The sequence below is a fragment of the Verrucomicrobiales bacterium genome (assembly GCA_016793885.1).
GTDB lineage: Bacteria > Verrucomicrobiota > Verrucomicrobiia > Limisphaerales > UBA11320 > UBA11320.
In genome coordinates this window covers 1-12,871 of the sequence record JAEUHE010000198.1, presented here as the reverse complement: position 1 = coordinate 12,871, position 12,871 = coordinate 1, and the positions used below count along the sequence as shown (strand labels likewise).

Here is a 12,871-nt window from a genome sequence, read left to right as displayed (position 1 = left end):
GGTGACATCGAGCTGGTGATAGCGCGGGAAGATTACCTTGGTGATCTGCTTCTTATCGTTACGCTGAGTGATGCAGTAGCGCCCGAGGATTTCGAGCCAACTCTCACGCGACCAGACCTGTTCCCAGAGATACGCGGTGGGGTGGCCGCCGTTTTTGTTTACGGGATTGCCCTTGCCGCCGTCGCACCCCTGATTGAAGGGGAGAAATTCGGTCGCCGGGCCGTCGAGGCGCGTAACCATCGCAACTTCGCTGTTGCTCACCGCGAAATGGACAATCGCTCCGCTCGGGAAGGTTAAGAGCGGCTCAGGTGCCTGACCTTTGGGGCGTGGATGGCGGTCGAAGCGGTATTGATCTACTGCATCATTGATGCTCTGGGTGAAGTCGGTTTTTAGCTCTACCGTGGCGACGGGCAGGCCGTTCAGGACTAGAGCGAGGTCGATGCTGTTCTCGTTGTGCCGTGAGTATTTGACCTGCCGCACAACGCGCAGCCGGTTGGCCGCGTAGCGCGCCAGAATATCCGGATTGATAGCGAGGGCGGGTTTGAACTCGGCTAGCTTCAGCGCTTTTTTAAGGCCGAGTAATTCGATGCCATGGCGAAGGACATCCAGCGTGCCGCGCTGGTCGAGTTGGTCACGCAGACGGGTGAGGAGCGTATCGGATGCCCTATCGCCGTGATTTTTGACGAGGGTTTCCCACGCTTCTGGCTGGTTCTCCCGAACCCATGCAATTGCATCAGCTGGAAACAACGCTCGGGCGCGGTCGTAGGAAGAACCATCGCTCTCGGCGTAGAGCCAGCCGTGGGATGCGAGGTGCTGGCAAATCTCGGTTTCGAAGCTGATTTCCTTATGCAGGCTCATGCGGCTTCCTTTTTCGCGAACGAACGAACGTCGATCTGGCCGGTCACGGCGGCAGAGATCAGAGCTGTGCGCCGTTCTTGCAGGAGATCGATGGCGTGCTGGGCTTCGATAATTAACCCTTCATAGTTAGCCGATACTTTATCGATCCTTGCAATAATGTCAGCCTGTTCGTGAAGCGGAGGTTGAACAGCTAACAAGGCTCCGATACGTTCAATATTCAAGTTGGGCTGAGTATTGGTAACGGAAGTTTCCAGCAACGCCTGACGCATCGCGACAAACAGGTTATATAAGTAATCGAGTGCCATGCCGTTTTTTGGGACGAAGCCGACGATACTATCAGGGAAGCAAGCCTCGTAATCGAGGATTGCAACATTTGCCGTCCCAGCACCTGTTATCGTCATGACCAGTGTTCCCTTTGGAAACTGTTTGCTTTGTTGGAATCCAGCTTCACTTAAAGTTTGGTGATATTGCCCGACGAAACGATTGGCCTGATTAATTTCTCCGGTTTGAATGAAAGGGTACGGTCCGTCATACATGGCAGGGTCGTGGCGAGGACGATGAGTGAACTTTCCTCGCAAAATGTTCGTGAGAGATTTTACGCGCTGGACAGTCCAGTGTTCCGGCACGTCGCCGAGCCATTCGATGCCGGAAGGCTTCATCGGCGCTTTAGGGTTCAGGCCTTTGGTGACAGCGTGAGAGATGACTGCCTGGCGCTTTTCTTTAAGCAACTCCATCAGCCGCTGTTGTTCCGTCACCAACGCATCAATCTTCGCCGTCTCGCGGTCGAGAAACGCAGCGATGGCAGTTTGCTCGGTGATTGGTGGCACGATGACTGGGAGGCGTTTTAAATCTGAGTATTTCATCGATTGCCGCAACCCGCCTCCCATCGAATAAAACACTTTCATTGTGTCGTACACGCGGAACAAATAATGCAGGTATTTTGGAGTCGGACCGTTTGGCTTTGTCGCGATGTACGCTGAGGTAATAATTCCGGTTTCTTCAACTATTGCCGAACGGAGACTGTTCCAATCGTTTTGAAGGTCTGTTGGGCGAAACACGATATCGCCACGACGGACGATTTGGTATGTCTCGAAGGATTCTGGAAGCAACCCGTCGTTCGATGAAATGTCTTTACGGACGATCTTACCGTAACTGAGCGAAAGCAGATTGTTTTCGATCATACCCTTGTTATTCTCGTTTCTCTCTTCGGCACAGGAGTACAAGGGTTTTATGGCCCAATGCTCCGGCACGTCGCGCAACCACTCCACACCGCTGGGCTTATATTTCAGGTAGCGAGGAAAGCTCACTTGGTCAGTCCTCCGATCATCGTGAGGATGCGGTCGGTGACGGTTTTTAGCTCGGCGTCAATTTCCGCCAGGGGGCGGGGAGGCTGGAATACGTAGAAATGACGGTTGAAGGGGATTTCGTATCCTACTTTGGTTTTCTCGTGATCAATCCACGCATCGGGTGCGTGGGGCAGCACTTCGCGTTTGAAGTAGGTTTCCACATCCTCGCTCAGCGGCACGTTTTCCGTATCACGCAGATTGGCATCCGGCACGGGCTTGTCTTTCCCTTTACCCCTGGTGCCGAGGACGACCTTTCCCTTGGCATCGCGCTCGGGCCGTTCGACGGTGATGGTGCGGTAGCCGAATTCTTCGTTCTTAAAAATGCGGCTGATGGGCGCACCGTCTTTCTTGACGTTCTTGCCGTTGCCGAAGAGACGGGTGATTTCCTCAATATGGTCGGGGCTCAGCTCCTTCCGTTTGCTGCCGAGGCTCTTTCGCATCTTCTGCCAGAAGCTGCTCGCATCAATCAGCTGGACCTTTCCTTTGCGCGCGGGGGGTTTGCGGTTGCTGACGATCCAGACGTAGGTGCTGATGCCGGTGTTGTAGAACATATCGGTCGGCAAGCCGATGATGGCTTCGACTAGATCGTTCTCCAGCACGTGGCGGCGAATCTCGCTCTCACCGGACCCAGCACCTCCGGTAAAAAGCGGTGAGCCGTTGAGCACGATGCCGAGGCGGCTGCCGCCGTCCTTGGTCGGGCGCATTTTGGAAATGAGATGCAGAAGAAAAAGGAGTGAGCCGTCACTCACGCGCGGCAGACCAGGACCAAAGCGTCCATTAAAGCCACTTTCCTCGGCTTCCTTGCGGATTTCGCGTTCGATCTTTTTCCATTCCACTCCGTAGGGCGGATTGGAGAGCGCGTAGTCGAAATATTTGCCCGGGAGGCCGTCCGCCGACAGGGTGTTGCCAAAGATGATATTGGCGATGTCCTGCCCTTTGATGAGCATGTCGGCTTTGCAGATGGCGTAGGATTCGGGATTAAGTTCCTGCCCATACATGACGAGGCGGGCATTTGGGTTGAGGCTTGCGAGATGCTCGCCTGCCACGCTGAGCATGCCGCCGGTGCCTGCGGTGGGGTCATACAGGGAGCGCACGACGCCGGGTTTGGTCAGAGCGTCGTCATCCTCGATGAAGAGGAGATTGACCATAAGCCGGATGACTTCTCGCGGGGTGAAATGTTCCCCGGCGGTCTCGTTGGAGAGTTCGGCAAATTTACGAATCAATTCCTCGAACACCGCACCCATTTGGGCATTGCTGACTGCGTCAGGGTGGAGATCGATGGTCGTGAACTTCTCGGTGACGAGATAGAGCAGGTTCGCCTTGGCGAGTCGGTCTATCTGGATATGGAACTCGAAGCTCTCGAAAATATCGCGCACGGCGGGTGAGAAGGCCTGCATGTAGGCGCGCAGATTTTCACCTATGTGGTCCTGATCGCCCATGAGCTTTTTAAGGTCAAGCGACGAGGTGTTGTAAAAGAGCTGGCCGGACTTCTTGAGCAGGAAGGGTTCGGGGTTCACTCCGGCTTTGCTGCGTTTGTCTAGTTCGCCTAGCACTGCCGCCTTGGTTGGCTCCAGAACGCAGTCCAGACGGCGCAGCACGGTGAATGGGAGGATGACCTTGCCGTATTCCGATTGTTTGTAATCTCCACGCAGGAGGTCCGCGACTGACCAGATGAATGCGGATAGATTGGGGTCACCAGCTTTTGCCATGCCGGGTGTATAGTGGGGGAGTTGCCACCATTCAAGCTTAAGCGTGAGAGCGCGGTTGCTAGCGAATCATCTGACCTTGAGAGGCCGCAAAACAAGTGCAGCATCCGAAACCGATCTAGTCGCTGCCCACACGGCCAGTCCAATCTCCCTGTTCGTTATAGAGGAAGCAGCGAGCCATCCCGCAGGCATTCCACAAAATGTCATAGGATGACCGCATCACCCTTGTTATAGGCCCCGCATCATCATCCAATAGAACCTCGGGAAGGATCAGGTGATCTCGATCAATCGGTTTGGCGCTCAAATATGGTAGAGAACTACTCTCCATCTGATATCCCCGAACGTTGAGTAGACTCAGCATAACGACCCAAGGAGGGGTAACTCCAAAGTGTGAAAGCAAGGCCAGATAGGCTTCCAACGTCTCGTTTACCGCGGGCTCAATCTGTTCAGAAATGAATCTGCTTCTCCGATCGAGCTCAAGAAGTTGGGAGTTTACCGTTTCAATGGCGCCGTTTCTGAAGAAGAGCGAGCTTGCGTGTGATGTTTGCGGTTCTGAGTCGCGAGAGGAGACCAGGAGACGACCATCGAAAATAAAGCGTGACGAAGTGGCCTCTTGGTTTGCACCTAACGGCCCGGGCTGGGTTCGAAATCGTTCGTCAGCCGAGAGCGCGGCGAGATCCACCTGGAAGCCCGGGGTGAACGAGATTAGCGGGCAGACATGAAGAACCACCTGAGCCGGGCCGGTAAAATCAATCGCAAAATCATTGCCGATCAGTTTTGCAAGGCGATCGGCGCGGAACGATCGAATTTGCTGCCCCATCGATTCCGAGGCGACAAACGCGGTCCTGATTTCTGCAACGTCCAACTGATATTTGCCTGCGGAGTTCCGAGCATAAAACTGGGACGAAGGTTTGGCCAAGTGGGGCGAGCTCCAACTTCTTGGGATTTGGATGATGACAACCACTCGTCCCTCAGCGACGGGCACCTTAACGATCCGCGTCCCGGCTATTCGCGGAGCAATACCGTCTCGGAGCCATGAGTCCATTCGCAAGATCTGTTCTTCGATACCGGCAGTAGTCACTCCGACGATCTCTTCTGGTAGTTGGTTGCTCTCGGTGATTCCGTAACAGATGTGCCCGCCGGTGGTATTGGCGAAGGACACAACGTCATGGAGAAACTCCTTCTTCTGCTCCGTTTGGGGGGTCGGCAAGTCGCGTTTGTAGTCGATCTCTCGACCTTCTTCTATTGACTCGGAGATTAGTTCTTCCAGATCGGATCTCTGAACAAGCTCGATCCGCTTTTCTCGAAACAGCATACGTGATTTAGTGGTCCCTAACTCCAACTGCTCAAGAACAAATTTTCTATCCAGTAACGTTCTGGAAATACAGTTTGGATTACAGCACAAATTTCAGCCTCAACCCATGCAACCTTCTCAATGCTTTTCAAAATGTAGACCACGCCCCTAACTGCTATCGTTCAGAGTGCTACGGATACGACAATGAGGCACGACCTGATAACTCCCCTACGGCAGGATCGGTGAGGGATTGCTTATGGCACAATTCATCGAAGGCCCGTTCAACTTTATCCAAAACCATTGGATCCCCTGCCTTCCACTCTGAATTCGACTCGATGTTCTCGGAGTCGAGAATGAAGGAGCTACTCAATGCTCTCTCCGCCAATGTCCAGATGCCCTTGTCCAAGCCTACCTGGGAATCGATGCCTCTCATCTGCCGGACCGACCGGAGCCTTCCCCGACGGTCGCGATGGTGGTCGGAGACTCCCCTCGGATCAGGTTTTCAGAAACCCGATTCATCGTTCTCCACAGATCCCGACCTTCATCTTCATCCCTCCGGCATTTGAGGAGGGTTTCGATGTTGATCGGGGCCTCGACCAGTCGCGCATCCCGGATTACCAAAACCACCTGGGTCGGTACCATCGTTGTCTACGGCCATCTGGACGAAGGGGTGGCAGGGTGACACGGCGATGGCCATTCGAGGCGTGGATTAGGATGCACTCGTGCTTTCGGAGCTTGCGAATGTCGTGAGGTGAGACAATGAATTCTTCTTCCTCGGAAACATTGCGCCGGCTTCCATCCTTACCGTAGCTCCAGCTGGTCTTCTTCTTCTTTCGTTTCCCGATTCTGCGCGCGACATCCTCCGCATCCGGGTCGTCGGCAGCGGTAAACCCCATGCGATTTCTCAGATTCAGGGTAAGCGTTTGCGCCAGGTCCTTGCCCAATGGCGGGACGAGGGACGTCACCGACTGAGTCGCCAAAATGATGGCGCAGCCTGCCTCACGGACGACATCCGCCACCAGATGTTCTCCAAATCCATTCTTAGCAGACGTCACAAATCGATGCGCTTCATCGACGCACGCCACCAGGAGGTTATCGTTCGCCCGCTCGGCTGCTGGCTTGTCAAAGCGGCGGATCACGTGGAGGAAACAGAGGCTTTTGAGGAAAACGCCGACGTAGCGCCGTTCGGTCATAAACCGTTGGGGCATCTGAAAACATATCAACTTGCCTCGATCGATGTCGCTAATCGAAAAGGTCGAGTCGCGACAGAAGACTTCGGCGATCTCGGGCTGCGCAAAGTGACGCACATAATTGACGACCGTGTTCAGCGTTCCGGATCGTTGCTCTGCGGGTTGTTTCAGCAGTTCCTCGAAGTGCGCACTCAGCCGTCCGGCCTCGGGCGACTCCACTCGTTTCAAATGGTCCACCAGCCCTTGAAGCTCCCCCTCCCTCTGAAAAAGGGTGTGGATGTTCTCCAGAGTGACGTCCAGACCCACCACATCCAGGGCCTCGAGTGCTGCCGCGATATTCATTTCGGCCTGCTCCCTAAAAAAGGATTGGTCTCGTTCCTGTCCCATCGCCATCGCCATGTCGATTACCATGCGGCCGTAGCTGGAGTAGGGGATTCGACGATCCCCAACGAGGTTTAACCGACAAGCCGGTTTCCAGTCGGGACTCGCGTCGTCCGGCCGAACGGTGAGCACGAGAATGTCATCCTTCCTGCCGAAGTATTCGGCCAGCTCGAGGAGTGAGGCGGAAAAGACGCCTTTCTCGTCGATGCAAAGCCCGCCAAAGTTGGGCACGTTCTGGAAAAGTTCCCGCAGCAGCCGCATCACCCCTGAAGAGGTCTTCCCCGCCCCCGTATCCCCCGTGATCAAAAAGCCTCGGGCGAAATCCCGTGCGGTCCAGCGGTGGGGACCCAGACAGACTATCGGCTTCTCTGGACACCGACCTGTCAGCATCACTGCCGGAATGAGCGGGAGTGCCCCGAACATCCAGTGGCTGGGGTAAGCCCATGCCCAGCCAGCCCCCAAAACTAAGCCGATCACGATAAGGCTGCCACGTATCATGACGTCACTTTTGAATGACCAGACGGTCTTTACTGACGACTAAGTTGCCGCTTCCCGTCCCTCCCTGTTTCAGATCCTCCACAATCGCATCTCCCACCATCCGCCGCATCACTCGTCGCAGCGGTCTGGCTCCATACTGCCGGTCAAACCCGCGCAGGAGCAGCAGCCCTTCGACCGATGGCGATGACCTCAGCTTGAACCCTCTTGTAACCAACCACTCCAGATAGGCCTGAAGATGCAACTGGAGAATGTTCTCCTGGTAGTTCACGTCCAACGGGTGAAAGACGACCGCGGCGTCGAATCGGTTAATGAGCTCAGGCCGAAGCTCCCGCCTGGCCTGAGCGAGCACATGTTCTGCCTGAGCGCTCTTGGTGATTGCGTGCACATCCACGAGTGCGCCGCTGGCGACGTTGCTCGTGCACAGGATCATCACCTCGCGCAGATCCAGCCGCTGCCCACCTGCCAGGGTGAGGTGGCCTGGTTCCAGCATCGGCAGAAGTAGGTCGATGACGGTCGAGTGTGCTTTCTCGATTTCGTCCAAGAGCACAACGGTGCGTGACCGGCGCTGGAGCAGTGGAGCTAGCCGCCCCGTGTCTCCTGATCGGTCGCCTAGCCACCATCGGGTTGCCTCGGGCTCGCAGAACTCACTCATATCGAAGCGCTCGGGTCCCTTGCCCGAGATCGCTTCGCTCACGGCTTCAGCGCTCGCCGTCTTTCCAACCCCCGTTGGCCCCAGCAGCAGGAGGCGGGGGGCGCGCTCGATCACGCCTGCCAGCCAGGCGCACGTGAGCGAACCTATATCAGAGATGGCGCTAGCTTGTCCCAGCACCCGTGCGGCCAAAAACTCCTCGATCCTTTGCAGCTGTTCCACCAGGGAAGAGATAGGTTTCATGATCCCTTATTCGAGGGGTTCCGGTCCTAGGGTTTGATCCGTGGCCCTTGACGAGGCACCTCGGGCTTCGTTTCCAGTTTGAGCTTCATCGACTCAAAGATGCCCTCGGTATGCGAGATATAGAACGGAGGCATGTAGATCACGTGACAGTAGGAATCCGCAGGGATTTGCGCGGTCGGCACGAGGCGTTCCGGTTGAATGAGTAAGGGACGAGTAGCGGTGACCAGCAGATCTCCTCGGTCGATCCGAGGTAGGAGAAGCCCGCGGATGTCTGCCGGCGTGGCTTTTCCTTGCTGAATCGCTGTTTCCAAATAGGCGGCAAGCTCCGGTAGCATCTCCCGCTCTCGGGCATGGATGATGTAGTGGATGGGCGACGTCGGGCTGAGCAGGTAGGCTTCGATGGTGCGATAGTCGATCCCGTCGATCATAGCTTCGTACTTGGCGTGCATAGTTTTGATCAGTGGTTGGTGAGGATGAGTGAGGTCGACGCGTTGGATGCAAAGCGCTCCGCCTCCAAAAGCCGAAGCCGCTCCTCAAAGCGCTGCTGCCAGCCAGCGAGGTTGGTGGCGATAGTTGCCGTGGATCGCACCAGGGGCGGGATGCTCTCGGTTACCATCTGCAGGCGCTGTGACTGTTCCTCGACCGCCTGTGTCGCCGCCTTCTGCTTTCGAAGTTCAAGGCGAAGCTGTTCATCCAGCGGCAGAGGTACCTCGGCCGCGGGACGGGGCGCGCCGGGGAGATCCAGCTGGTGTTCGGAGGGCCGCAAGTTCCAGCGCTCCGGCTGGTCGCGAATGTAGAGGACATAGCTGTCATGGAGAATGTCGGGATTGGCCGGATCCGGCCGCCGGCCGACCGAGATCGCCCGGTAGGTCGAAGGATAACGAAGCCGGTGCAGGGAGTTGGTGGAACTGACAGCGACTGGGACCTCTCGAACCACAAATGTCGGAGGCTTAGAGTTCATACAGCCGGTCAGGGCCAGCAAGGGCAGTGCGAGTTTGATATTCATAGGTTAGATGGGGAGGACTTGGGACGGGTGAGGGGCTGCGTCGTAAAAAGCCAAAAATCGGTGCCTGAGGCGACCCTGACAAAGGTCGCCTGGGCCTCGATGGTGCGGAGGACCTGGGCGGCGTAGGAATTGATGACCTCGCCAACGCCCGAGAGCGCGGCGTTCTGTGCTGTCGGTGCGATCTGGCTGCCGAACACGGTTGATTGACGCTGTTTAAAGGGCTCGGCCATGCCGCCCAAGAAGGTCGCCAGAAAGAGCTTCATCTCCTCCAGATTGTCGGCCTTCATGACCTTTCCCCGCAGCCCTGCAGTCCCGTCCGTCGGGCCCCATTTCTCCCCGTCTCGATCTTGATCGAGGGCGATCCCGGTGACGCTCAGCTCCTCTCCGGAGGGAAGCACCAGGGTCCATTCCCCTTGGGCGGCGATGCGGTCGCGCAGGCGATTCGGCTGAGCGCGCCCCAGGATCTCGGTCCCCTTAGGGATGGCCAGGCGCTTCGCAAACCAAACGTCTTCGGAAACTAGCGCAATGATCGGTGTCTCCAGCGATGACGAGTCAACGGTGTTTACCAGGCGACAGGCCACCATTCGGCCGGTGGGCATCAGCGGGAGGGAAACGTCCGGAGGCGTGTCGGCTGAAGGCGTCGCGTAGAGACTGATGGGAGGCAGAGGCTCAGCAGCCTTCGGTGCCGAGGGCTTCGGAGCCGACCTTTCCTGGCTTGGAGAAGAAAGTATCGGGTCGGTTTGTTCGCGCTTTTCTCCCCAGGTGTTCTTCGACGGGGGGATAGTCAACTCGTGAACCACGGGCTTGGAACTGCATCCGCGCACGAGGCCGATGGCGAGGACGCCTAGGACGACCGCACACAGGGCGCGCCCACCTGACGTTTGCGAGAGAAAGGCGACAGCGCGCCGAAAGGAAAAGCTGTTCATGAGCTGGCCTTAGTTGAGGTTAACCAAAATCACGAAGGCGTTGTTAACCGAGAGGTGGGTTCTCTGGCCGTCGGGAGCGCCTTGGATCACAAACCAGACCCTCTGCTCGCCCAGTGGCGGCAGGACGCCGTTGCCATCGGCGATGGCCTGAGGGAACAGATGGTCCCCGACCCGCACCTGCCAGGATCCGGGCCGGTAACGGACCTCGCGTTGGACCTTGCTCCTCAGCGTGACGTGAAAAGCCAGCGCGTCGGCGCCGGAAAATCGGAACACTTCGTCCAATCGCACTAGGAAGTCCGGGTAATCGGTGGTGGATCGAGGCCGAGCGAAGGTCACGTCCGCAACCAGCTCCGGATGATGCTGTTTCAAAGCTTCATAGTTGCGCGCACGATCAATCAGCCCCAAAAGCTGCGTTGCCGAGAGCGGCGGCGCGGCCGGAGACGTAGGTGCCGTTGCCGAACGCTTACTCAAATTCACCGCCAGCCACGGCATTTTGCTCTCCTTTAACACCAGCACGTAGGTCTTCTGGGCAGAGCGAACATTCACGTTGGCGATAGCCCCGGGAAGCAAAGCGCGAACAGAGAAGAAGCTGTTCAGGCGCAGATATGCCAGTTGGAAGAGCGCAGGTGCTCGGCCATCGGTCGTGACTCCGGCCGCGTCAATCGCCTCGATGGTATACGGGAAGCTGATGGTGGTAACGTTCGCGATGCCCACAGGCACCTCCATCGGCCGTTCCGCATCGAGGGGCAGATTGGTGACGAGCACCTGCGCCTGTATCTGGGGGGTAAGCAGGACGTGGAGGTGAAGCATGGCTGCGAGTAAGGCGGCTTTAGCGAGGGGATTGTTCATAGCGGAAGTTGCTGACAAGGAGTGGATGGCGGGCGTTTGAGGTAAGGTCGGGGTTGAGCGCTAGTTGAAGCTCCAGCTGGAAGCGAGTCGATTCCACGAGGTGCTGGGAGCCGATGGTTCCGACCAGGATGAGCTGGCCCTTAATCGTAACCAGCGCACGGCCATCCGACAGCTGCCCGTACTCGTAATGGCTGGCCTCAGCCTTCTGGTGGATCGACTTGGAGGTCCGCTCAGCCTTCTCCCGATCCGACCAGGCACGGGCCTTCTCCAAGGCGGCGGGCTGGAACAATTCAGCTAGCAGCTCCGGTTGGTCAAAGCCGCTCGGCCGACGGTTCAGAAGCGCAAAAGTAGCATCGGCTGCGGCCCGAAAATGCACATTGGTCGCATCCTGCAGCCGAACATTATATCCCATCGTCGTGGCGCCTCGGCTGTCGACCACGATGTAGCGGGTTTCAACCCGCGTTGGCGGAGATAGTTGAATGATCAGCGAGCAGACCAGGGAGACGGTCGCGACTAGGAACAGCAGAAACCAGATCTTCGCCGCGTAGTTGAGGTCGACGAGCAGCCGCGTGGGCTCAAAGGGGCGCGGGGGTTTCATAGGTAGGTTAGCGAGGTCCCAGTTTGCTCAGGGCCGATCGGATGGGATCGGCATTGATATGCACGCCTGATGTCACCATCGCCACGATGGCGAAAGGTGCAACAAACGTACTGAGCACCAGCCAGATGGCCAGGAGCAGCGAGGCGAGCAACGTGCGGAACGCCACCGCCAGGGTGTGGGCGTCGGCCCCCTGAACACCGACGAGTTGATGTGCCGTTGACAGGTCGATCAGCCGCTCTGAGACCAGCGAGGCGGCCCCCCAGCCGATGGGAAACAGCGCGATCGCGAGCATGTAGAGCAGAAAGCGAACTCCAATCGAGCGGGTCGACGAGAGGAAGAGGAACCCAACCATCAGAGGTGAGAACCCGATCCCAAACTCAAGAGCCAGCTCCTGGGATAGATATGCCAGGAAGTAGATGGCGAAGGCGCACAGCACCGCGAAGGTGATGAGCCCGACGAGGAAACCATGATAAATCACCTCGCTCGTGCGGGTGAGTTTATCCCACAGCGAACTGCCGCCCGACTGCGTGTCCAGGGCCAGCATCTTTGTAGCGAACTTCTGGAGGGTCTGCTCAGGAGCTGCGCGCAGGCCGTCATGCACGATCGTATCGACGCTCGACTTAACAGTCTGGACGAGGGGGTCGAAGCTCGCGAGGAGGGCGACCAGAGCCGCTGCTTTGATGATGATCATGAGTTTCTCCTGGGGCGCGCCAGCCTGGCGCAATTGAGCCAACAAGCCTGCGGCGCAGCAGAAGGCGGCGACGGGAAGAAGCAGCTTGTAGAGGGTGGTAAACTCGAACAGAGGGTAGGGAATAAGTGGATTCATGGCTGCCTGGTGATGAAGGAGGGTGGGGTCAAGGCGGAGGTAAAGTGGCGCAGGCTCTCGGTCATCTCCTGAGCTTGCTCCTGGTGAACGGCTTTCTGCTGACGCTCTTTGTCAGCGCGGTTCTGGATATCCAATAGCACAGCTTGCTGGGCAGAGAACATCAGCTCGCGATCCGTCGCTTCCAGCTCTGCTACCTCGGCGAGGATGACGCCCGTCACTTTCTGAACCTCGGCGTGGGTGGTTGCCGTCTGCAGCTGGGTGAGGGAGCCCCGCATCGCCGTTCGCAGGATCTGGCGGCGGCGCATCACATCCTCGTGCACCGCATCGTGATTCGACACCGCCTGAAAGATGGCGGCCTCGGGTTTGAAGACGTCGGGACGAGAAATGGCCTGGCCATCCCCGCTGACGAAGTTGCCGCCCACCGGCTGGTACATGCCTTGGCCCTGATACGCGAAGGCCAGAGCAGAATTGGCGATACTGGCGCTGGCAGTGCGCGACTGG

General features: G+C 57.5%; 13 protein-coding genes. All 13 read right to left on the bottom strand.

The window, feature by feature from the left end; translation table 11 throughout:
• On the bottom strand, positions 1 to 858 hold an 858-nt coding region (locus JNN07_22900; GenBank protein MBL9170599.1), incomplete at its 3' end, for a type I restriction endonuclease subunit R.
• Complete coding sequence (locus JNN07_22895; protein MBL9170598.1) at positions 855 to 2,165, bottom strand: restriction endonuclease subunit S; 1,311 nt, start codon at positions 2,163 to 2,165, stop codon at positions 855 to 857. The genes JNN07_22900 and JNN07_22895, both read right to left, overlap by 4 nt.
• Positions 2,162 to 3,913: an SAM-dependent DNA methyltransferase gene (locus tag JNN07_22890; GenBank protein MBL9170597.1), complete on the bottom strand. Its 1,752-nt coding sequence runs from the start codon at positions 3,911 to 3,913 to the stop codon at positions 2,162 to 2,164. Before JNN07_22890 ends, JNN07_22895 begins: the two co-directional genes overlap by 4 nt.
• A 115-nt stretch (positions 3,914 to 4,028) precedes the next feature.
• Positions 4,029 to 5,315: an ATP-binding protein gene (locus JNN07_22885; protein ID MBL9170596.1), complete on the bottom strand. Its 1,287-nt coding sequence runs from the start codon at positions 5,313 to 5,315 to the stop codon at positions 4,029 to 4,031.
• Positions 5,316 to 5,818: 503 nt separating this feature from the next.
• Positions 5,819 to 7,273: a type IV secretion system DNA-binding domain-containing protein gene (locus JNN07_22880; protein ID MBL9170595.1), complete on the bottom strand. Its 1,455-nt coding sequence runs from the start codon at positions 7,271 to 7,273 to the stop codon at positions 5,819 to 5,821.
• A gap of 4 nt (positions 7,274 to 7,277) precedes the next feature.
• The gene (locus JNN07_22875; GenBank protein MBL9170594.1) at positions 7,278 to 8,165 is read right to left on the bottom strand and encodes an ATP-dependent Clp protease ATP-binding subunit; all 888 of its coding nucleotides are present in this window, start codon (positions 8,163 to 8,165) and stop codon (positions 7,278 to 7,280) included.
• A gap of 26 nt (positions 8,166 to 8,191) precedes the next feature.
• Entirely contained in the window at positions 8,192 to 8,614 is a 423-nt protein-coding gene (locus JNN07_22870; protein ID MBL9170593.1) for a hypothetical protein, read from the bottom strand.
• 8 nt (positions 8,615 to 8,622) lie between these two features.
• Complete coding sequence (locus JNN07_22865; GenBank protein ID MBL9170592.1) at positions 8,623 to 9,171, bottom strand: hypothetical protein; 549 nt, start codon at positions 9,169 to 9,171, stop codon at positions 8,623 to 8,625.
• Positions 9,168 to 10,097: a TrbI/VirB10 family protein gene (locus JNN07_22860; GenBank protein MBL9170591.1), complete on the bottom strand. Its 930-nt coding sequence runs from the start codon at positions 10,095 to 10,097 to the stop codon at positions 9,168 to 9,170. Before JNN07_22860 ends, JNN07_22865 begins: the two co-directional genes overlap by 4 nt.
• A gap of 9 nt (positions 10,098 to 10,106) precedes the next feature.
• The gene (locus JNN07_22855; protein ID MBL9170590.1) at positions 10,107 to 10,946 is read right to left on the bottom strand and encodes a hypothetical protein; all 840 of its coding nucleotides are present in this window, start codon (positions 10,944 to 10,946) and stop codon (positions 10,107 to 10,109) included.
• Positions 10,927 to 11,544, bottom strand: coding sequence for a hypothetical protein (locus JNN07_22850; GenBank protein MBL9170589.1), 618 nt, complete (start codon positions 11,542 to 11,544; stop codon positions 10,927 to 10,929). The genes JNN07_22855 and JNN07_22850 overlap by 20 nt, the downstream gene beginning before the upstream one ends.
• A gap of 7 nt (positions 11,545 to 11,551) precedes the next feature.
• On the bottom strand, positions 11,552 to 12,370 hold the full coding sequence (locus JNN07_22845; protein ID MBL9170588.1) for a hypothetical protein: 819 nt from the start codon (positions 12,368 to 12,370) through the stop codon (positions 11,552 to 11,554).
• The coding region (locus JNN07_22840) for a hypothetical protein (protein ID MBL9170587.1) at positions 12,367 to 12,871 on the bottom strand (505 nt) is incomplete at its 5' end. The genes JNN07_22840 and JNN07_22845, both read right to left, overlap by 4 nt.

Coding starts and splice junctions, on each gene's coding strand:
- JNN07_22875 (MBL9170594.1), bottom strand. CDS start 8,165: ATGAAACCTATCTCTTCCCTGGTGGAACAGCTGCAAAGGATCGAGGAG.
- JNN07_22855 (MBL9170590.1), bottom strand. CDS start 10,946: ATGAACAATCCCCTCGCTAAAGCCGCCTTACTCGCAGCCATGCTTCAC.
- JNN07_22890 (MBL9170597.1), bottom strand. CDS start 3,913: ATGGCAAAAGCTGGTGACCCCAATCTATCCGCATTCATCTGGTCAGTC.
- JNN07_22845 (MBL9170588.1), bottom strand. CDS start 12,370: ATGAATCCACTTATTCCCTACCCTCTGTTCGAGTTTACCACCCTCTAC.
- JNN07_22880 (MBL9170595.1), bottom strand. CDS start 7,273: ATGATACGTGGCAGCCTTATCGTGATCGGCTTAGTTTTGGGGGCTGGC.
- JNN07_22860 (MBL9170591.1), bottom strand. CDS start 10,097: ATGAACAGCTTTTCCTTTCGGCGCGCTGTCGCCTTTCTCTCGCAAACG.
- JNN07_22865 (MBL9170592.1), bottom strand. CDS start 9,171: ATGAATATCAAACTCGCACTGCCCTTGCTGGCCCTGACCGGCTGTATG.
- JNN07_22850 (MBL9170589.1), bottom strand. CDS start 11,544: ATGAAACCCCCGCGCCCCTTTGAGCCCACGCGGCTGCTCGTCGACCTC.
- JNN07_22870 (MBL9170593.1), bottom strand. CDS start 8,614: ATGCACGCCAAGTACGAAGCTATGATCGACGGGATCGACTATCGCACC.